We start from the raw sequence: 21,851 nt of genomic DNA, 5'->3' as shown, positions 1-21,851 counted from the left end.
GTTACGCCTCCCAGCGTCCCAGAATACCGCAAGGGAGCATCAAGCCGGAGTGGGTGATCGGCAGGCCGATTTCGCCACTGGAGATCGTGCCGCCATGCTTGGCTTTCATCGCCATGCTTAAGATATTCTGGAGCACAGTAGCCGAGATACCCGTTGTATAAGAGTTGATCAACAGGAACAACGGATTGTCCGTCAGAATCGATTGGCAGGTCTGGATGAAAGGGAAGAGGTCATCTTCCAATTTCCAAGTCTCGCCATTGGGTCCGCGTCCGTAGGAAGGAGGATCCATGATAATCGCATCGTACTTGCTTCCGCGGCGCTGTTCTCTTTGTACGAATTTGAATACGTCATCCGTGATAAAACGAACAGGACGACTGCCTAGGCCGCTTAGATGCAGATTTTCCTTAGCCCATTGAACGACTCCTTTGGAGGCATCCACATGGCAAACTTCGGCGCCTGCGTAAGCGCAAGCCAGTGAGGCCCCGCCTGTATAGGCAAACAGGTTTAGTACTTTGATAGGACGTCCGGCTCCTTGGATTTTGTCCATCATCCATTTCCAGTTGACTGCTTGCTCAGGGAATAAGCCCGTATGCTTGAAGCTGGTTGGCTTAATATAGAAGGACAACTTCTGGTCATAGTTAATCGTCCAGCGCTCAGGAAGCTCCGCGTGCTGCTCCCATTGTCCGCCGCCGCTTGAGCTGCGATGATAATGAGCGTCAGCTTGACGCCATGCCGGTGTTTCTTTTTGTAACGGCCAAATGATTTGTGGGTCTGGTCTTCTCAGGACGATCGTGCCCCAACGCTCGAGCTTTTCGCCGCCGCCGGTATCGAGGAGCTCATAATCAACCCAGTCTTTTGCATAAAACATGCTGCATTCCATCCTTCAACTTGTATACTTTAACAAACATTCATTGTACACCATTTATTGACCTAAATCGATCTTTTCAATCAAACCAGGCAGTTCTTTTTCTACAAATTGTTGAAATTGCTGTTGTTCAAGCGCAGCTTTTAGCGGCTCTTTTACAGAATCAAAGGATTTAACGGATCTGGCTTCTACTTTGATAACATGATAACCGAAATCTGTCGCGATAGGATCACCGATCGTTCCGATCGTCTGCTCGATAGCTGCTTTCTTAAATTCTGGTACCCACTGACTTACATCTGCATCCGCATAAAGACCACCAGCATCTTTGGAACCCGGGTCATCTGAGAATTCTTTGGCCAGCTTGGCGAAATCTTCACCGTTCTTAAGCTTCTGTTGTACTTCTTTTGCTCGTTTAAGTGCTTCCTCTTTCGTACGAAGAGCTTTGGTCTCTGAGCTTGTTGGGTCATTCAATCCAATCAAAATGTGGCGCACAGAGGCGATGGTAAAAGCATCTTTGTCTGCTTTAAGTGTTTCATCATATTTGGCTTTTAACTGGGCATCGGAAATACTGGACTTTATGTAATTTTGTGCACCGATGCTGCCTACCAGAAAGTACTGAAGATCCGTTACGGTCGTGTTCACTTTTTTCAAATCGTCCTGGAACTTCGCTTCGCCAAATTGGCTTTTCCAAGCAGCGATTTGCTTAACAGCACTGTCTTTCGCAGCGTTTTGGTCTGTCTCAGATGCTTTACTGAAAAGAATACGGTTCTGAATGAGTTGTGTGATCACCTTTTTTTGATAATCCAGGTCATCTTTAGAGGCCGCATGGTCTGCGTTGAAGAGCCCTTGCAAAGCAAAGAAGGTATCAAATTCACCCTTTGTAACAGTTCCACCCTTGTAAGTAGCTACCACATGCTTAGGATTGTTACCGATCCAAATCGTTTCATTTTCTTCGTCCCACTCGACTTTTTTCCCAAGTGCTTCACTTACAAATCTAAGGGGTACATAGGTAGAGCCTTCATAAATAAATCCTTTAGCTTCGGAAGGTGCTTTCTCAACACCGTCAAACATATACTTAAGACTTCGGAATGCGACTTCAATTTGACTGTTTGCTGCAAATGCAACGGTACCGCTTAATACGGAACCGATCGTTAAACCAACGATAAGTCCCTTTACTTTATCTTTCATTATTTGTGTTCCACCTCTCGATATAATGTCCCTCAATTAATTCACCAAGGGTTGAGTAATTTCCTTTTTTTTTTTAATGTAAAAATGAAGGATTCTTTGCCTGGTTGTTGTATTTGTAACGTAAGGCGAATATAAGTAAAATCCAGTTTTGACGAAATCAGGTTGATTTTAAGGAGGGATAACGTGGGGGCAAATGTTGGTATACCTAGCCCAGAAGATTTGTTTCTGCTTCATGAAGGATCCCTTTACCACAGTTATCGCATCTTAGGGGCGCATGTAAGCAAAACAATAGGCCAAGAGGGAGTTCGTTTTGCCGTATGGGCACCTCATGCCAAACAGGTTAACTTGCTTGGTGATTTCAACAGTTGGCAATCTGGGACTCATCGTATGGAGAAGTTAAGTACTCTTGGCTTATGGCTTTTATTCGTTCCAGAAGCAAGAGAAGGCGATTATTACAAGTATGAAATTCATAGCGAGACGGGCCAGATTTTGTTAAAAGCAGACCCGTATGCCTTTTATTCGGAATTACGTCCGGGTACCGCATCGCGTGTCGTTGATCTCGAAGGTTACGAATGGAAGGATCAGGCATGGCAGCAGCAGAAAAAGGAAAGCCCCGCTTACAATAAGCCATTATCCATTTATGAGGTTCATCTGGGTACGTGGCGCAAAAAGGACCGACATAGTGAAGACTTATATACCTATGTTCAGCTTGCTGAAGAGCTAGTCGATTACGCAGTTGATATGGGTTATACGCACATTGAATTAATGCCGCTCGCAGAACATCCGTTTGACCGTTCTTGGGGCTATCAAGCAACAGGTTATTTCTCCGTAACTAGCCGCCACGGTTCTCCCAAGGAATTCATGCATTTCGTTGACCGGTGTCATCAAAAGGGGATTGGGGTCATTATGGATTGGGTCCCTGGCCATTTCTGTAAGGACAGTCATGGACTCAGGCTGTTTGACGGGAAGCCGCTTTATGAATATGAAGACCCTCGCAAAGCAGAGAAGCTGGAATGGGGTACACTTACTTTCGATTTTGGTCGTCCCGAGGTTCAAACCTTCTTAATCTCCAATGCTGTATTTTGGATGGACATGTATCATATTGATGGGATAAGAGTGGATGCTGTAGCTTCCATGCTGCATTTGAATTTCGGCAGATGGAATGAGGAACCGATCAAGAATCAATGGGGTGGGGATGATAATCCCGAAGCGATAGCCTTCCTGCGCAAGCTGAATCAGGTCGTTTTCTCCTTCTATCCGGATGCGTTGATGATGGCTGAGGATTCTACCGATTGGCCGCTCGTTACTGCGCCTATCCACGATGGAGGGCTCGGATTTAATTATAAGTGGAACATGGGTTGGATGAACGATATGCTGCGTTATATGAAATTAGATCCTATTAATCGCAAGTATCATCACAAGCTGATCACGTTCTCATTCATGTATGCCTTTAGCGAAAATTACGTATTGCCGCTTTCACACGACGAAGTGGTTCATGGCAAACGTTCGCTCTTACATAAGATGCCAGGCGATTATTGGCAGAAATTTGCTAATCTGCGCGTTCTATACGGGTATATGACGGGTCACCCTGGTAAAAAGCTGCTGTTTATGGGCAGTGAATTCGGTCAATTCGACGAATGGAAGGATCTTGAAGAACTCGATTGGTTTTTACTCGAAGGGTACGAAAAACATAGTCAAATGCATCATTACGTCAAAGCACTTAATCAATTTTATTTGGACCAACCAGCGTTGTGGCAGTTGGATCATCATCCGGACGGGTTCCAGTGGATCAACCCGCATGATGAGAGCCAGAGCGTTGTAACCTTTATGCGCAAAGGGAAATTGCCGGAGGATGACTTGATTCTCGTATGTAATTTCACCCCTGTAGTTCACCCGGATTACCGAATCGGCGTTCCTCGGTCTGGTGTGTACGAAGTCGTATTTAACAGCGATGCACCCGAGTTTGGCGGTTCTGGTCAAGGTAACTCAGAGCCTATATCCAGTGAAAAGCGTTCATGGCACGGGCTGCCTAATAGTTTAGCGTTGTGTATTCCGCCGCTTGCGGCTGTTTATATAAAATGTGTGAGTGAATTCCAAACTGTGATTGACGAAGTTGAAGGGGGAAATCAGATATGCGCAGTAAAGAATGTGTTGCCATGCTCCTCGCTGGAGGAGAAGGACGAAGATTAGGCGTTCTGACGAACAATTTAGCCAAGCCAGCCGTTCATTTTGGCGGGAAGTATCGTATCATTGATTTTACCCTCAGCAATTGTACGAATTCAGGGATCGACACCGTTGGTGTCCTAACCCAGTATCAACCTCTCGTACTCAATACGTACATTGGGATTGGAAGTTCATGGGACCTTGATCGCAAATATGGCGGTGTGACGGTCTTACCACCGTTCATGGAGCAAAAAGGCGGGGATTGGTATAAAGGAACAGCGAATGCCATCTATCGCAATATCGGCTTTATTGAGCAATATGATCCTGAATATGTTTTGGTCATCTCGGGTGATCACATCTATAAAATGGACTATGATCTGATGCTGTCTTACCACAAGGAGAAGAAAGCCGACGCAACGATTGCTGTCATTGAAGTTAAATGGGAGGAAACGAACAGGTTCGGCATCATGAGCGTTAATGACAAACAAGAAATAACTGAATTTGCAGAAAAACCGAAAGAAGCGAACAGTAACTTGGCTTCGATGGGTATTTATATTTTTAATTGGAGCGTACTGAAATCTTATCTGCTCGAGGATGAGGAAAATCCTAATTCCAGCAAAGATTTTGGGAAAGATATCATTCCCATGATGCTGAAAGATGAGGCGAGAATGTTCGCTTATCCTTTTGAAGGCTACTGGAAAGATGTAGGTACGATCGATAGTCTATGGGAAGCGAACATGGATCTGTTGGACGACAATAATGAGCTTAATTTAAATGATAAGGACTGGCGTGTATACTCCCAGAACCCTTACCAGCCTGCTCAGTATGTGGCGCCAACTGCGAATATTAAACGTTCACTCGTTAATGAAGGCTGCGCGATATTCGGGGATGTCGATCATTCCGTTTTGTTCTTCGGTGTACAAGTTGGCGAAGGAAGCCAGATTCGCGACTCCGTCATTATGCCTAATGCCAAAATTGGTAATAACGTAACGATTAACAAAGCGATTATCGGCGAAAACACGGTCGTTGAAGACGGTGCTGTGGTAGATGGCAAAGGGGAAATCGTACTTATTGGTGGTAATGAACGGATATCAGCGAATGCCAATCAGAAGGGATGATGTCGAGTGAAACATGTAATGGGTGTCATTAATTTAGTGAATGAACCGGATGATTTGGAAGAACTGACCTACTTTCGTTGCCCAGCATCCGTGCCGTTCGGCGGCCGGTATCGATTAATTGATTTTACATTGTCCAATATGGTGAATTCCGACATTGATAATGTTGCAGTATTCACGCAACATAAATATCGTTCACTCATGGATCATTTGGGTTCTGGGAAAGAATGGGATTTGGACCGGAAGCGGGGCGGCTTGTTTGTACTCCCATCTGTGCTCAATGAACCAACAGGCATTTCACGTGGTGATTTATACCAATTCTATAGCCATAGAGATTATTTCTATCGTGGTAAAGAAGAGCTTGTTATTATTTCACGAAGCCACATGGTATGCAACCTCGATCTGCGTGACGCTGTACGTTATCATGAGGATACACAAGCAGACATTACGGTTATCTATAAGCAAACAGATGAGGATATTCAAGGGAAATTCCGTCGGTTAGCGGTCAAGGATAGCGGGCAAGTGACTCTCATGGAGGATCACACAGGTAGATTGCGTACAAACAACATTTCAATGGAAATGTACATCATGAGCAAAGCGCTGCTGCTGGATATGGTTGAATCTTGCTTAGCGCAAGGTTACGATCATTTGGTTCGCGACGGCATTATGAAAAACATTGATAAGCTCAGTGTGTATGGCTACAAATTCGAAGGTCATGTAGGGATTGTGAACTCGATACAAGGCTACTACAAGCACAGTATGCAGCTGCTTAATCCGGCGATTTGGAGAGAGCTCTTCTTCCAGAAAAACCTGATTTACACGAAGGTTAAAGATGAACCGCCTGCGAAGTACTTGGATACAGCAGCAGCTAAAAACGCGCTGATCGCAAATGGCTGCGTCATCGAAGGTAAAGTGGAAAACAGTATCCTGTTCCGTGGTGTGAAGATCCGTAAAGGCGCGTACGTGAAGAACAGCATCATTCTCCAAAACTGTGAGATTGAGGAGAATGTTATCATTGAGAATGCAATCCTGGATAAGGATGTCTTCATTAGTCGTGGACGTGTCTTAACGGGAGATAACAAAGCACCATTCATTGCTGCGAAAACGAAAGTGATCTAGATCAAATAAATTTGAAAAGTCAGCTTTCAGAAGCCTAGAAGCTAGAACGACTACCTAAGTTCTTGGCAGTTGTTCAAGCTTCGACACCGACCAATCATTCTGAATAAGCTTCGTTTTGCAAAAGGTGGCTTTTCAAACATCCATTGGAGGAGTAGGAAGATGAAAGTACTATTTGCTGCATCTGAGGCTGTGCCATTTATTAAAACAGGCGGTCTAGCTGACGTAATTGGCTCGTTACCAAAGGAGCTTATTCGTCAAGGGCTGGATGTGCGGGTTATTTTACCTAAGTATGGCGATATCCCTGCTGTTTATCGGGAAGCGATGACGAAGGTAGTCGCCTTTGATGTGTACATCGGTTGGAGAAAGCAATACATTGGGATTGAGATGCTTCAGCATGAGGGAGTCACCTTTTACTTCGTGGATAATGAGTTTTATTTCAAGCGTCCAGGCATTTATGGTTATGGTGACGAGGCGGAGCGTTTTGGGTTCTTCTGCAGAGGGGTTATTGAGGCGCTCCCGTTACTTGATTTCCAGCCGGATGTGATTCATTGCCATGACTGGCAAACGGGTATGATTCCTGTGCTGCTGAAGGCACATTATCAACACCTCCCTTTCTATAGCGAGATGAAGACGATGTCTACCGTTCATAACTTGAAATATCAAGGTGTGTTTGATCAACCCCTATTAAAAGATTTGTTCGGTTTATCAGACGATCATTTCACAGGAACTGCGCTTGAATTACATGGTGGCGCAAGCTTCCTCAAAGGCGGGCTACTCTATTCGGATTGGATAACAACGGTAAGTCAGACTTATGCGGAGGAAATTCAAACTCCTTTTTATGGTGAATTTTTGGACAGCCTGCTGCGTCATCGCAAAGATCAGTTAACGGGTATCGTGAATGGCATTGATTATGACGTATTCGATCCAATGACCGATTCGCATCTGGTTGTGAATTATCGAGATTCCTTACCGAAGAAGCAGCAGAATAAGCTAGCTCTGCAGGAGCGCTTGGGTCTGCCTGTGAATGGTGATGTACCGATGATTGCATTGGTCACTCGCTTGGTTCAGCAAAAAGGGCTTGATCTCATCCAGCATGTCATTTCGGAGATTCTCGCTTTGGACATTCAACTTGTCGTTCTCGGTACAGGCGACTATGGATATGAGCAAATGTTCCGATATGCGGCTCAAACACATCCAGATAAGGTGTCTGCTCAAATTTACTTCGATGAATCATTAGCACATCAAGTCTATGCGGCTTCTGACCTGTTCTTGATGCCGTCTCAGTTCGAGCCTTGCGGGATTGGGCAATTGATAGCACTTCGTTATCGATCTGTGCCCATTGTAAGAGAAACTGGCGGACTGAAAGATACCGTACAGCCTTATAATGAGTTCACGGGTGAAGGAACTGGATTCACATTCAGCAATTATAACGCGCATGACATGCTGCATATCATTCGCCGCGCTGTATTTTTCTACAAGAATGATAGAGATGCATGGCTGAAAATTCAGCAAAATATGAAAAAAGGCGATTTCAGTTGGAAAAAGTCAGCCCAGCAGTATATCGCACTTTATAAAATAATGGTTACTAACTACGTTTAAAAGGAGACTGGAGGCACATTGCTTCCAGTTTCTTCTTTCTATTTCCTCTTCATTTTCTCCCTAATCGTGTCGATAAAGACATTAACCGGATGAAATTTTTTAGGAGAGGCAGTTGTTCATAATGAGCCGGACTGAGGCATGTTTAACGGATGCAGATATGTACCATTGCATGTTGTTTCAAACACCTGTAGAGGTGTGGTTTGATGGTGAATTGGAAGACGCGGGTTCATTGATCGAAGCTTATTCGGATGATGTCATTAAAGTAGGCGGCGTTTATTATTTGAGAAAACTGTGCCTAATTAAGAAAATAGCATAAACGGTAGCTTGTCAATGACCTCTTATTCACCTCGTGAATAGGGGGTCTTTTCCTAATTTGTCGAAATTCAGGTATAATAGCGATGAGTTGATATAAATGGTTTGGAGTGATGTTATGGACTGGATATCGCATATACTAACTGTCGTCTTTGTGATCAATATTTTACTCGCCATAACAGTTGTGTTTTTAGAACGTCGAAACGTGGCGGCAACGTGGTCATGGCTCATGGTGCTCTTATTCATTCCGATTCTCGGTTTCTTGCTCTATGTGATGCTTGGACAAAATTTGAGCCGCAGAAAGCTGTATAAATGGAATCGCCGTATGCTTGAAAGAGTGCAAACCGTCATTTCAGAGCAGCGGACACAGCTGATCGACGGGACGCTGCCCTATATTGATCCGATGGTAAGTCAGTATCGAGATTTGATTTATCTGAATGTCGCAACGAATGATGCGTTCCTCACACAAGATAATGGTGTACATATTTTCACAGACGGTGTGGCTAAATTCAGTGATTTACTGATGAAAATTGAAGCTGCTGAGTCCCATATACATATGCAGTATTATATCGTTAAGAATGATTCGCTGGGTCAGAAGATCATGGAAGCCCTCACGAGGAAAGCGGAACAGGGTGTCCACGTTAAATTTTTATATGACGATATTGGCTCAAGGTCCTTGAATGAGTCCTTTTTCCGAGATTTCCTAAAAGCTGGCGGGCAAAAAGCCGCATTTTTCCCATCGCGAATTCCATTTCTGAACTATCGAGTAAATTATCGCAATCATCGTAAATTGGTTATCATTGATGGTCAGATTGGGTACATGGGCGGATTCAATGTTGGTAACGAGTATCTGGGTTTGGATCCACGATTTGGTTACTGGCGAGATACGCATCTTCGTTTGACCGGAAGCGTTGTTCGCGCTTTGCAATCGAGATTTATACTGGATTGGAACTTAGCATCGGTGCAGCAAATGGAAGTTGAGCCGCAGTATTTTCCCGATACTATGGTGGAAGTCAATAGCTTGGAACACGTGCCTATGCAAATTGTGGCAAGTGGACCTAATGAAGCATGGCCGCATTTCGTGTTTACATTCCTAAAAATGATTCACATGGCCAAGAGCAGAATCCTCCTGCAGACTCCTTATTTTATCCCTGAAGAAAGCATGTTGAATGCGCTGCGCATTGCTGCTTTATCGGGCATAGATGTTAGAATCATGATCCCTGAGAAAGCAGATCATATGTTTGTTCATTGGGCTTCCTTGTATTATGTAGGTGAATTGCTTCGAGCTGGAGTGAAATGCTACTTATATGATCAAGGCTTTCTTCATGCGAAAACGATCATCGTCGATGGGCGGGTAGCCTCTGTAGGGACGGCCAACTTCGATATTCGCAGCCTTCGGCTGAATTTCGAAACTAACGCCTTGATGTATCATGCAGAGACGGCGAAGAAGCTGGAAAACACGTTCTGGAAGGATATGGAGGGCTGTATGGAGCTGACGTTGGAGGAGTATGATAAGCGTTCTTTACGGATTCGGTTCCTGGAGTCCATATCGAAATTGGTTTCTCCTATATTGTAAACGAAGGGTACACTATGTAAAAAAGGATATCCAATCCTTTCTTGAGAAAGAAAGATTAAATATCCCTTTTTGTATGGTGAAAGATTAATTAATAAACCGATTCACCATTGTCATAGTTAAACTGCCATTGAATACCGAATTTATCTTCTAAGTTGCCGTAGCATTTGCTCCAGAATGTTTCTTGAAGCTCCATGCCTACTTTGCCGCCTTCTTTCAACTTATGAAAGGCTGACTTCACTTCATCGATATCCTTACTGACTAAGGAAAGGCTAATGTTGTTACCGGCAACGAAAGGCATTCCTGGGAAAACATCGGAGAACATAACTGTACTTCCAGAAATGCTAAGGCGTGCATGCATAACTAAATTTTTGGCTTCCTCAGGAAGAGGAAAGGATGGGTCGGGTGGCGTATCTCCAAAGGTCATGATTTGTGGCTTGTCTAGTCCAAAAACTTCAGCGTAATACTCAATGACTTCACGAGTGTTTCCATTAAAATTAAGATATACATCAATAGCCATTAATTTCACTCCTTAGGTTTGATTGTCTATCATTTCCATATTGTATCATTTAACTGTTCTGAAACCAGTATACCTGCTCATGAAGAAATATAAAAATTATATGAATATCGGTGATATGAAGCATTTCTGCGGAGATTGAACTGACTTGACACTTTGCATAAATTTAGGGTATTATAGTTTCTTAAAATTGTATTTTATGCAATTTAATTTGAGGGTATCGAATTAATAGCATACAAAATAAATGAATGAAGGGGGTTGGAGATGACAGCTATGTCTATGAATGAATCCAATCGAGCATTTGGTGAAGCACTTGTGAAATCATTAGTCGGAGAGCGCGGACATATTCCGATAACTAGAGCATTGTCAGATATTAATGCTGAACTTGCAAGCACTCGTACCACGGGTGCGCCTTACACCATTTATCAGTTGTTGAAGCATATGGGCTACTGGCAGGAATTTTTGTTGACTTACCTTGAAGGAGGCAAGCCTGAATTGCCTTCGCACGTCATGGACAGTTGGCCTACCGCGGATCGTCCAGAGAGTGAAGAGGAATGGGAGACGATTGTTCAAAGCTTTCTGCAAGGAGTTGAGAGAGCTTGTGAGATTGCTCGAACGTCACAGCTGGATGAAATTCTTGAAAAGTTCCCGACGGAGACGAAAGCGAGTATTTTGCGCAACATTGCCTCACACAATTCTTATCACTTGGGAGAAATCGTTTTGCTCCGCCGAATGAACGGAGCTTGGCCGCCGCCCGGCGGAGGTTACCCTGCATAAAGATCCCTTGCGAAAGCAAGGGATCTTTATTTTATTACCCACTTAGCTAGGCTAGGCCTTGCGAAGCGGGTTTTGATATTCTTTTTCTTAAAGCTAAATTTCTTAACAATTTGTTGTTTATGGATAAAAGTAAGAATGAATATAAAATGCTCTGAAATAAACCTACTCCGATCGAGAAGGTGTATGGTAAAATAATCCCATTCCTAGTTGAAACGTTTTAATGAGGGGTGGTTGGTATCATGCGTAGAAGCAAGCTTTGGGGAATTTTCGGGAAAATTCGATCCTTATTTTCCAAAATCCGTATCGTTCTTCTCTTCAGTTATTTCATTATTATTTTTATTTGCATAGCATCGGTAGGAGCTATTTCCTTCTATATTTCATATCGCTCTGTATCGGAGCAGGTAGAATCGTCAAGTTTTCAAATCGTTCGACAAATTGAGAAAAATATGGATAATGACTTTCAAAACAAGCGAAATCTTCTGCTGGCGCCTTATTTCAGTCAGGAGTACATAGATGGAATTAATGCGTATGCGACGATGGATAAGCAGGATCAATTTCTGTTCAGGCAAAAGATAGGAAACTTATTTCTGAAAAGCTTTAACATTACACCAATCAGAGATTTTATCCGGGTTCAAATTTATTACAATAACGGAGAAATGCTGAATGCTTCGGATAATCAGAAGCCTTGGACAGCCGATGAAGTACAGCAATCCGATTGGTTCCAGCAGACGGTAATCAATGACGGTCGTGTGCATTTTACCGGTCCGCCTAAAGGAGCGGTTTCTGGAAGTGATGAGACCGCATATTCATCGTCCATTTTAATTCGAGATTTTGCTAATCCCGACAATTTTATTGTTGTACGCGCAGAATACAATGTTGAATTGTTTCTCCATATTGGTCAGAACGATAGCCTTTCCGCGAACAGCAAATTGCTCATTTTGGATCAAAATAATCAACAAGTATACGCCTCTTTTAAGCAGTCTGATGCTGTTCTCCGTAAAGATATGCTATCACGTATCACAAACGGCAGCGGAAAGTTCTGGTATGGCGGCGAGCAGGACAATCTGCTTGTTACCTATACACAGTCGGATTATTCCAATTGGAAAGTCGTACTTGCGATGCCTAAGAATGAAATGTTCGGTTCTCTGGATCGAATCAAAACGGCAACACTACTTACAACGCTGATAGCCTTTTTGGTTACTATATTTATTTCCTTTTTGTTCGGGCAAAGAATTACCAACCCAATTCTGGACTTATATAGAACGATTAATCGAGTGAAAAGAGGCGACTTCTCGGTTCGAGTCCAAGTTAAAAGAAGCGATGAAATCGGAAGAATCGCGAAGAACTTTAACGACATGCAGGTTGAACTTCAAAACTTAATCGAATCCAAATATATATACCAAATTAAGCTTCAGCAAGTCGAGCTTGCTATGCTCTATTCACAAATTAATCCGCATTTTCTATACAACACGCTAGATAGCATTAAGGCAATGGCCGATTATTATGATGTTGAGAAAATCGGTGATATGGCTCAGTCACTTGCAGATATGTTCCGCTACAATATCAAAAATAAGGATGAAATGGTTACCCTTCGTGAAGAGTTGGAACAAATTGATTCTTATATGAACATTCAGCGAATCCGTTTCGAAGACAAAATTACGTATATTCAGGAAATCGAGGACAATTTACTCGATTACCCGCTGCTGAAAATGACACTGCAGCCACTTGTGGAGAATGCGGTGTTCCATGGGGTGGAGCCAAAGATTGGGAAAAGCACGATCCGAATAATTGCTCACAAAGAAGGTGAATCTTTGCACATCACAGTAAGTGATGATGGGGTCGGCATTTCGGCAGAGAGACTGAAGGCGTTAAGAAATGAGCTCAGAAAACAGTTGTCAGAAGATATGCCTGTTTCTTCTGCTGCGGGCGGGGGCATTGGTATTCGCAATGTCTATGCCAGGTATGCAATCCGCTTGGGCAAGCAATTTGAATGTAAAATAGAGAGTGAAGTGGGGGAAGGGACCCGTGTAACCCTCATCATTTCATCATGGAACTTTGTAGAGGACGTATAAGTAATACTCTCAGGGTAAGAAAATTAAACATTTTTAGTCGAAATCGTGAATAGAGTCACGGAAAACGTTTTCATATAATTAACTTGTAAGCGATTCCTAAAGGAGGGTACTACAAAAATGAGAAAAATGAAAACGGTTTTGTCGATGTTAACGGTTTGTATGGCAGCTAGTTCATTTACGGGATGCAGTAGTAACAATGGCACTATAGGAACGCCAGAAGTAAGCAAATCAGCTACAGCGACGAACACGCCAACCAGCACAATAGCTCCGACGAAAGATCCTGTCACCCTCACGTTTGTAATTCCCAATACAGTGGACGCTGTTCCATTTAACAAAATATTCGAAGCTTATCAAAAGCAAACCGGCAATAAGGTCGAATTACAAGCGTTACCCGGCGGTGACTTCGATAATATGATGAAAACTCGGTTTTCAACAGGCGATTTTCCTGATTTATTTTTGATGCAGCCAGGTACGAAGCAAAACGTCAAATTAAGGGCTGAGGAAACGCTTCATGAATGGAGTACAGATACAGCCGTATGGGATCGAATCATTCCATCGATGAAAGAATTCCAAACAACGCCGGACAAAAAGATCTATGGTATTCCATTCGGGGCTACGGGTATGATGGGCGTTTATTATAACAAAGATGTATTTGGCAAGGTTGGCGTTCAGCCACCTAAAAACTATGCAGATTTAATTGAGACAGCCAAGAAGATAAAAGCTTCAGGCGTGACACCTTTCTATGAAGGAGTGAAGGATGGATGGCCGGCGCAAATCTTTTATTTGACAGGATGGGTTTCGGGTGTAGATCCGGCAATCGGCGATGAAGGCGTTCAGAAATTGGAGAAAAACCAACTCGGGCTTGCTGATATACCACAGGTGAAAGATTTATTTACGAAGCAGAAAGAATTGAAAGATCTCGGCTTATATCAAGATAATTTGATGGCGGGAACGTATGACGAAATGCAGAGCAAGATAGGTGATGGTAAAGTAGCCATGGTGTTTATGCTCGATGGCATTATTCCACAACTGGAGAAAAAATTCAGCAAAGACTTTGTGAAAGATCACATTGGGTTCTTCCCATTCCCTGCGGCGAATGATGCGGGTACGGCGTTGATTACGCCTCCTAACCAATTAATGGTGCCTGAAAAAGCGAAGCATTCGAAAGAAGCTGCCGATTTGATTAAGTTCATGATTACTCCTGATATGGTCAATCTGTACTATCAAACAGCGCCTGGCATTCCTATCTTTAAAGATGCTAAAAGTGAATTGTATCCTGTGCAGCAAACGGTAAAAGGCTTAATCGATACAGGCAAAGCAAAAATCAACGTCCAAAACCGTCTAACACCGACATTTGCTGATTTTCAAAAAACGCTGCAAAACTTCTTCATCAATGGGAATGTAGATGCGGCAGTGAAGGAATTCGATGCCAACTATAAAAAAGACGGCAAATCCAAACGGTTAGCAGGATTCGAATAGGCAGCTTGAAAGAAAAGGAGGGGGAGGCGTTGGGAAAAAGCAAGTATCCGCTCTATTTTTCATTTCCAGCTCTGGCTGTTTTTCTGGTGTTTTTTATAACTCCAACCCTTATCGGATTTTATTACAGCTTCACCGATTGGAACATCAATGCCAAGGATATTCGATTCGTAGGTTTTCAAAACTATGCGGCGATCTTTCAAGAGCCGAGACTACTAACTGCCTTGTTCAATACGTTAATCTTTGCTGCTGCTGTAACGGTACTGCAAAATGTATGCGGGCTTGGCTTGGCGCTCATTCTCAATGAAGCTCTTGTGCTGCGCAATGTGCTGCGGATGATATTTTTCCTTCCTTATGTGATCGCTCCGATCGTCATTGGTTATATCTTCCGTGCTATTTATCATCCTGAGCATGGGATTGTGAATCAAATTCTGGAGCAGGTGGGGCTTGCCGCACTTGCGCATGATTGGCTGAACGATCCGAAATATGCGCTGTTTTCCATTATTGTGACGGATATATGGCGCGTAGCTGGATTTTCTATGGTCGTTTATTTAGCGGGACTTCAGTTCATTCCAAAAGACTTGACGGAAAGCGCTTCAATCGATGGTGCGCAATACTGGAGCCGGTTTCGACATATTATTTTTCCGCTGCTAGCACCGGCTTTTACCGTAAATGTGTTACTTTCCATGATTGGTTCTATGAAAGTGTTTGAAATGGTTATGGTTCTGACTGAAGGCGGACCAGGATATACGACAGAAGTGTTTTACACCTATATTCGCAGCATGTTCAGTTCAGGAGAGTTCGGTTATGCGACAACGGTTAACGTCGTGTTGTTCATCTTAGTTACTTGCATTGGTGTGCCGGTGCTGATGAGGATGAAGAAACGGGAGGTGGAGATGTGAGACAACGGCGCAACATGCTTATTGTGCTCGAATTGGCGACTATCTGTTTGGCACTGATGATCCTCATCCCCTTTCTGATGATTCTCATAAACTCGTTCAAAGATATCCGTGAATCAGCGCTGTTCGGCTTGTCCCTCCCCACAGAGTGGCAGTTCAGCAATTATAAGGACATCTTTGCTCAGGCGCATATTGTACGCGGGTTCATGAACAGTTTCCTGATTTCGGGCTGCGTGGTGCTTTGCGTCAATGTGTTTGCATCTATGGCTGCTTTCATTATTCAACGAAGAGACGACCGCTTTTTGCGTACGGCGTACTATTTATTCATCATGGGCCTAATCGTGCCTGTTTCTATCGTACCCACCATTAAGCTAATGGGTGATTTGCACATTCGAGGAACGTACTTCAGCCTTATCATGTACTATACGGCCGTATTGCTCCCATTTGCCGTATTCCTGCTGGTAGGATTCATGAAATCCATTCCACGAGAGCTGGACGAAGCGGCGCTTTTGGAAGGCTGCGGTTATTTCCGATTGTATGTTCAGATCATTCTTCCGCTCATAATAACTGTGCTTGTAACGGTTGCGATCGTTGTCATGGTATCCGTTTGGAACGATTTTTTCGGTCCTTTCTATTTGATGACAGATAGCACGAAGTGGACGATTGTGCTCCAAATTTTTAATTTTGTTACAATGTACAGCACGAATTGGGGCGTTGTGTTCGCATTTATGGTGGTCGTCATTGCTCCGATATTACTTATTTATTTATTTCTTCAAAGGTATATTATTGACGGTTTGACCGCTGGCTCTCTGAAGGGATAACAGTGGTGCAATCAAGCATCGGGAGGGTTTGGTTCATGCGAAAGGTAGTCATTGTCGACGATGAAATATGGATCCGGAGGGGGCTTATTCAATCTATACCTTGGGATCGTTTCGGTTTCAGACTTGTTGGAGAGGCTGGAGACGGGGAAGAAGCGCATAGGATCGCGCTTGCCGAGAAACCGGATCTACTTTTTCTGGATATGCGGATGCCTGGGCTGGATGGCAAACAACTGCTCGGAATGCTGAATCGTGATTTACCGGATTTATTGACGATCGTCGTAAGCGGGTATTCCGACTATGAATATATGAAAGAAGCTATCCGACAGAAAGCATTTGATTATTTATTGAAACCAGTTAAAAAAGATGAGCTAGTTTCTGTGCTGGAGAGAGCAGTAGCAAAGATGATACAGCAGGAAACAAAGAAGAGAACAGGGCAGTTTGACAGTAGAGGAGACTGGCTTCAAAGAGTTTTGTATCATGCGGTCACAGATGTAGAAGCTCGTGAGAATGAGGAAGAAATTCCTCTTCCTGAAGGATGGACTTGCGGCGAAACCTATGTGATGGTCGGGCAGCGGGATACATTTCGAGATGGATGCGAGACAAACAAACTTGTTGGGCAACTGAGGGAACAGTTAATCCGGAACAAACCATTTTTGTTTGGGGGAGAATGGAACTTCGCCGTAACAACCGCCCCGGAAGCAAACGGGGAATTCGTTATCGCTATCGTAGGTGAGCAGCTGCAGCTAGAGGAAATGAATAAATTATGCCATACCATCCAAAGGTTGCTCAAACAAAAGGAAATGGGCAGCTACAGCTTGGGTATCGGATTGAAAAAAGAGGATGCCCACTATTTACGGCGTGCTTATCTGGAGGCCGGGCAAGCACTGAAAAAGAAAAGGCTGGGTGTGTCTTGTACCGTCCTTTGGGCTGAGAATGACCTGAGTAATGAGCGATTTAATTACCCTCAGGAGAAGGAAAATGCTTTTCTCCTTTCCCTTCAAATGGGCAACAAGGAAGAGGCTCAGCAAGAATGCGACATGCTGTTTGCTGCAATTAGTGAGGATTCAATGACTGTAGATCATTTGCAGAGGAGCGCCTTTTTGCTTGTCCACTCTATTGAAAAACAGCTTAGAGGAACGGGAAATCGGCTAGAGGAAGTAAGCGGTAAAAATCCACAAATGTATACAGAGATGATCCAGCAACGGAACGATGCGGCAGCTGTGAAACGGATTTTCGATGAAGAGATCATTCCCTCTGTACTCGAGTACTACAAACGTTCACATGAAAAACAAGGCAAGAAGATTGTGCGTATCATTCAGAATTTGATAGAAAACAACTATGATCAGCCGCTTTCCCTACATCAGATTGCTGAAAGTCATTACATGAACACGGATTATGTAAGCCGTTTATTTAAAAAAACGACAGGCCACAATTTTGTTGATTATATGACTGAATTCCGAATTAATAAATCGAAAGAACTAATGAGGTTGTCTAGCTATAAAAATTATGAGATTGCGCAAATGGTTGGCTACGAGGACTATCGATATTTTAGTCAAATCTTTAAGAAAAAAACAGGAATGACCATTGGTAAATACCGGATTGCCGCCGAAACTACATCAATGATGACTAAGGAGTGAATACAGATGGAAAGACGACTAATTCCCGATACACTGATGCTGGAAGAACGAGCAGGACATGCGATTAATGCAATGGTGGGGATGGCTGACAAGGATCACAATTATATTCCATTCTTTAATGCGGATCTGTTACACAAGCCTGCTTTTATGACACATGGTGATTGGGATTATGGCTCTTCGCATGGCAGGATGATCGATGGCTTGATTCTTGCCAGGCATATGTCGGGGGAAACATTCGGAAAAGATGTAGAGGAACATTACCGTGCTAACTTGCTTTCCTTCTTTAAAGAGGATGGCATGAGCTACCGACAAATCAATCCCACCCGTAATTGGGAGCCAAACGCTAATCTGATCGATCAACGTGCCGTTATTTTATCTTTGACGACATGGTTTATGGAAACGGGTGACACGAAAGTAAAGGAAGCAGCAGACCGTCATGTGGCAGCGCTGAAAAGAATTGCTATCAAAGAGCGCGATGTGTGGTACTATCCGGCCTCCGAATACAAAGAAACGGGTTGGCCTTCCGCCAATGGCGTGCAGCTGAGGCTCACTCCAGATCCGGCTGCATTCTGCGGCCGATTAGTCATGCCGCTCTTGAAATATCACGAATTGACAGGGAATCAGGATGCTTTTGATTTGTGTCAGTTTTTCACGGCTCTGATCATAGAGCGCAGCGGCGTCTTTCATCCCGATGGCAGCTTTAACGATTCATTGGCTTACCGCAGCGGTCATTTCCATACGCGCCTGGGCACACTCGATGCGATCGCCCGATTCGGCGCCTTCACGGGCGATGCAGCGATGATCAGTTGGGTGAAGAAGTGCTACGATTGGGCGCTAACTAAGTGTACGTCATTTGGCTGGACGCCAGGCGATTTGCATGAACAAGCATATGAACATGAAACCTGTTCACTTGTGGATCTGATTGCGACAGGAATCACCCTTGCTAAGAGTGGTTATGTGGAATATTGGGGAATGGTAGAGCGCTTCCTACGAAACCACCTGACGGAATCACAGCTTCTGGATCTGGATTGGGTTGAACAAACAAATGATAAATCGAATGACATTCCAGCTAACAAATCATTTTACAAAGTGGCTGAGCGTACACGGGGATCTTTTGCCGGCTATTCAGCTCCTAACGATTTCATAAGCGATGTGAATGAAGGCCGAGGACATACGAGCGATTTGCAATTATGTTGTCTCGGTTCTGGTACACGCGGATTGTTCATGGGCTGGAGCAACAGCATCACGGAGAAAAATGGGTCAATCAGCATCAACTTCCTGCTGAACCGAGGTTCCAAATGGCTTGATGTCAGCAGTTATTTACCGCATGAAGGCAAAGTCGTTATTGATGTTCATATGGATGTTCAACGACTTCAGATTCGAATTCCGGAATGGGCTGGTTTTACGAAAATTCGCTTCACTCGCGAGCTTCATGGTCAGGTTACGGAAGGTAAAGGCAGCGAGGAGAGCAGATGGGTTAATAAGCATTTCCTACTGCTTGGTCCAGCAACCGCCGGGGAAAAAATTACGGTAACTTTCCCGCTCAGCTTCCGCAAAACATTGGAAAACGCTGTTGGTCAGACTTTCGAAGCGGAATGGCGCGGTGATGATGTCGTGAATATTACGCCAAAAGGCGAGAAGAAGCCGCTCTACAGCGGGCGTAAAGTATATAATGAAGCACCGATGCGTGAAGGCGATTACCGCAGGCTGGATAAAGAGTTTGTGTGGTAGAGGTTTTTTTGAAGAGGAGGAAGAATGATGAAGACGGTTGTAGCTGTCTATACCGGCCAGGGTTTGGCCGACCCGCTAAAAGCGGTGTTTAAGGAATTGCTCCCAGATTGCAGGCTTGTGAATATTATCGATGATAGCTTGATTGGCGATGTGGTGCAATCAGGGCATGTTCCACCTGGAGTGGCACGAAGGTTAATCCAGTATTTTCATCATGGAGAAGAAATAGGAGCTGATGTGATCTTGAATACTTGCTCCTCCGTAGGCGAAGTGGTTGATGATGCGCGCCGACTCATCGGTGTGCCCATTGTGAAAATTGATGAATCCATGGCAGCAGCGGCTGTTAGCTATGAACGCATTGCGGTGCTAGCGACCCTGCCATCGACACTTGCACCTACGATGCGGCTCGTACAGAAGCAAGCAGAGGCAGCAGGCCGACAGGTAACGCTCGTTAATGGACTTGCTGAAGGCGCATTTGATGCGCTTGTTGGGGGTAAACCTGAGGAACACGACCGCATTTTGTTGGAGACGGCAAAGCGGATTGCAGATGCAGCTGACGTGCTTGTACTAGCACAGGGTTCGATGGCACGCATGGAACAGAAACTCAAAGAAATAACCGGTAAACCGGTGCTTTCTTCTCCTCGAATGGGCATAGAAGCGGTTAAAGCTTTGTTGGAAAAAGCGTAACAGTAGCAAGTATAGGGGGAGAGGCAGGATGAATCAAGAGCGTGTTAGAGCTACCTATCTGGTAGAAACGCCATATTCTTTAGAGCGTGCAGCGGCTACGATTGCTGGGGAGCAATCAACGGGCACCTTTACATCCGTCCCAGGGGAAACGGACGAATTAAAAGCGAAGTTCGGAGCAATCGTCGAACATATTGAACAGCTTGCAGAAGTAGATACACCTTCCTTACCGGGAGCGAAGGCGCCTGTTGGACATGATGGCAAGTACCGTCAAGGACGCGTAACAGTCTCATTTCCGCTGCATAATTTTGGTCCTTCGATTCCTAACTTGCTATCTGCTGTAGCTGGAAATCTGTACGAACTCCAGGAACTCTCGGGACTGCGTCTTTTGGATCTGGATCTGCCTGAATCATTTACGACCCGTTATCCTGGACCGAAGTTTGGCATTACAGGCACAAGAAAGCTGACAGGGGTGTATGATCGACCCATTCTAGGCACAATTATTAAGCCTAGTATTGGATTATCTACGGAACAATTGTCAGAGCTCGTAAAGAAGCTTGCTCTAGCTGGGATGGATTTTATCAAAGATGATGAGTTGAATGCGAATCCTCCGTGTGCTCCCTTGGAGCAAAAAGTAAAGGCAGTTATGGAAGCTGTCGAACGAGCTGCCGACGCAACCGGAAAGAAGCTGATGTATGCTTTTAACATTACAGGTGACATTGACGAGCTTCGCCGCAATCATGATCTCGTCGTGAAATCAGGCGGCACATGCGTTATGGTCAGCGTATTGAGTGTAGGATTGAGCGGCCTTGCTTACTTGAACCAGTACAGTGAAGTTCCGATTCATGGTCATCGCAATCAATGGGGGATGCTGACAAGGAGTCCCTTGCTCGGTATAGAATTTACTGCCTATCAGAAGTTATGCCGTCTAGCAGGTGCCGATCATCTTCATGTCAATGGCTTTAACAGTAAATTCTATGAAAGCAACGAATCTGTATTGCGTTCTATTCAAGCTTGCACATCGCCGTTATTAGGCGGGTATCATTCGATGCCTGTCATTTCGTCTATGCAGTGGGCGGGTACAGCTCCTGTCACCTATGAAGCTACACGTTCCGTTGATGTGATGCACTTGGCCGGTGGCGGCATGTTGGCGCATCCAGATGGTCCATCAGCAGGCTTTGAGAGCATGCAGCTCGGCTGGGAGGCCGCTGTACAAGGGATTTCTCTTGACACGTATGCTAAGCAGCATCCACCGCTTCAACGTGCGATAGAAAAATACGGGAGAGGTTGAAGCGAATATGGACGG

Annotated in this window: 18 protein-coding genes; 15 read left to right on the top strand and 3 right to left on the bottom strand. The window is 44.2% G+C overall.

Annotation, left to right across the window (positions count from 1 at the left end; translation table 11 throughout):
• Position 1: 1 nt before the first annotated feature.
• A complete protein-coding gene (locus ASD40_RS02305) occupies positions 2-868 on the bottom strand; it encodes a class I SAM-dependent methyltransferase (RefSeq protein WP_057301733.1) in 867 nt (288 codons plus the stop codon).
• 54 nt (positions 869-922) lie between these two features.
• Positions 923-2,053, bottom strand: a complete 1,131-nt coding sequence (locus ASD40_RS02300; protein ID WP_057301732.1) for a peptidylprolyl isomerase — start codon at positions 2,051-2,053, stop codon at positions 923-925.
• Positions 2,054-2,236: 183 nt separating this feature from the next.
• Between ASD40_RS02300 and glgB the strand changes: the two genes are divergently transcribed.
• From glgB to cls, 6 genes are all read left to right on the top strand, one after another.
• Positions 2,237-4,243 carry a 1,4-alpha-glucan branching protein GlgB gene (gene glgB, locus ASD40_RS02295; RefSeq protein ID WP_082562032.1) on the top strand — a complete coding sequence of 669 codons (2,007 nt, stop codon included), beginning with the start codon at positions 2,237-2,239 and terminating at the stop codon, positions 4,241-4,243.
• Complete coding sequence (locus ASD40_RS02290) at positions 4,186-5,334, top strand: glucose-1-phosphate adenylyltransferase (protein WP_047674383.1); 1,149 nt, start codon at positions 4,186-4,188, stop codon at positions 5,332-5,334. Before glgB ends, ASD40_RS02290 begins: the two co-directional genes overlap by 58 nt.
• A 6-nt stretch (positions 5,335-5,340) precedes the next feature.
• Complete coding sequence (gene glgD / locus ASD40_RS02285) at positions 5,341-6,450, top strand: glucose-1-phosphate adenylyltransferase subunit GlgD (RefSeq protein ID WP_056838899.1); 1,110 nt, start codon at positions 5,341-5,343, stop codon at positions 6,448-6,450.
• Positions 6,451-6,609: 159 nt separating this feature from the next.
• Positions 6,610-8,049, top strand: a complete 1,440-nt coding sequence (gene glgA, locus ASD40_RS02280; protein ID WP_057301731.1) for a glycogen synthase GlgA — start codon at positions 6,610-6,612, stop codon at positions 8,047-8,049.
• Positions 8,050-8,170: 121 nt separating this feature from the next.
• Positions 8,171-8,365: a hypothetical protein gene (locus ASD40_RS02275; RefSeq protein WP_057301730.1), complete on the top strand. Its 195-nt coding sequence runs from the start codon at positions 8,171-8,173 to the stop codon at positions 8,363-8,365.
• Between the two features lie 114 nt (positions 8,366-8,479).
• Complete coding sequence (cls, locus tag ASD40_RS02270) at positions 8,480-9,937, top strand: cardiolipin synthase (RefSeq protein WP_057301729.1); 1,458 nt, start codon at positions 8,480-8,482, stop codon at positions 9,935-9,937.
• An 88-nt stretch (positions 9,938-10,025) separates the two neighbouring features.
• Here cls and ASD40_RS02265 read toward each other — a convergent pair whose 3' ends face one another.
• A complete protein-coding gene (locus ASD40_RS02265) occupies positions 10,026-10,454 on the bottom strand; it encodes a VOC family protein (protein ID WP_057301728.1) in 429 nt (142 codons plus the stop codon).
• Positions 10,455-10,730: 276 nt separating this feature from the next.
• Here ASD40_RS02265 and ASD40_RS02260 point away from each other — a divergent pair, with 276 nt between their 5' ends.
• The 9 genes from ASD40_RS02260 to ASD40_RS02220 all read left to right on the top strand — a co-directional run bounded on the left by ASD40_RS02260 (position 10,731) and on the right by ASD40_RS02220 (position 21,836).
• Positions 10,731-11,228, top strand: coding sequence for a DinB family protein (locus tag ASD40_RS02260; RefSeq protein WP_057301853.1), 498 nt, complete (start codon positions 10,731-10,733; stop codon positions 11,226-11,228).
• A 239-nt stretch (positions 11,229-11,467) separates the two neighbouring features.
• Positions 11,468-13,300, top strand: a complete 1,833-nt coding sequence (locus ASD40_RS02255; RefSeq protein ID WP_057301727.1) for a cache domain-containing sensor histidine kinase — start codon at positions 11,468-11,470, stop codon at positions 13,298-13,300.
• 117 nt (positions 13,301-13,417) lie between these two features.
• Positions 13,418-14,779, top strand: a complete 1,362-nt coding sequence (locus ASD40_RS02250) for an ABC transporter substrate-binding protein (RefSeq protein ID WP_057301726.1) — start codon at positions 13,418-13,420, stop codon at positions 14,777-14,779.
• 29 nt (positions 14,780-14,808) lie between these two features.
• The gene (locus tag ASD40_RS02245) at positions 14,809-15,678 is read left to right on the top strand and encodes a carbohydrate ABC transporter permease (RefSeq protein ID WP_057301725.1); all 870 of its coding nucleotides are present in this window, start codon (positions 14,809-14,811) and stop codon (positions 15,676-15,678) included.
• Positions 15,675-16,496, top strand: a complete 822-nt coding sequence (locus tag ASD40_RS02240) for a carbohydrate ABC transporter permease (RefSeq protein WP_057301724.1) — start codon at positions 15,675-15,677, stop codon at positions 16,494-16,496. The genes ASD40_RS02245 and ASD40_RS02240 overlap by 4 nt, the downstream gene beginning before the upstream one ends.
• A gap of 35 nt (positions 16,497-16,531) precedes the next feature.
• On the top strand, positions 16,532-18,133 hold the full coding sequence (locus ASD40_RS02235) for a response regulator (protein ID WP_057301723.1): 1,602 nt from the start codon (positions 16,532-16,534) through the stop codon (positions 18,131-18,133).
• 6 nt (positions 18,134-18,139) lie between these two features.
• Positions 18,140-19,864 carry a hypothetical protein gene (locus ASD40_RS02230; protein WP_057301722.1) on the top strand — a complete coding sequence of 575 codons (1,725 nt, stop codon included), beginning with the start codon at positions 18,140-18,142 and terminating at the stop codon, positions 19,862-19,864.
• Between the two features lie 24 nt (positions 19,865-19,888).
• Positions 19,889-20,548: an aspartate/glutamate racemase family protein gene (locus tag ASD40_RS02225; protein WP_057301721.1), complete on the top strand. Its 660-nt coding sequence runs from the start codon at positions 19,889-19,891 to the stop codon at positions 20,546-20,548.
• Between the two features lie 28 nt (positions 20,549-20,576).
• Positions 20,577-21,836: a ribulose-bisphosphate carboxylase large subunit family protein gene (locus tag ASD40_RS02220; RefSeq protein WP_057301720.1), complete on the top strand. Its 1,260-nt coding sequence runs from the start codon at positions 20,577-20,579 to the stop codon at positions 21,834-21,836.
• Positions 21,837-21,851 lie beyond the last annotated feature (15 nt).

Source organism: Paenibacillus sp. Root444D2, from assembly GCF_001426375.1.
Lineage (GTDB): Bacteria > Bacillota > Bacilli > Paenibacillales > NBRC-103111 > Paenibacillus_E.
This window is presented reverse-complemented; position numbering and strand designations above follow the sequence as displayed.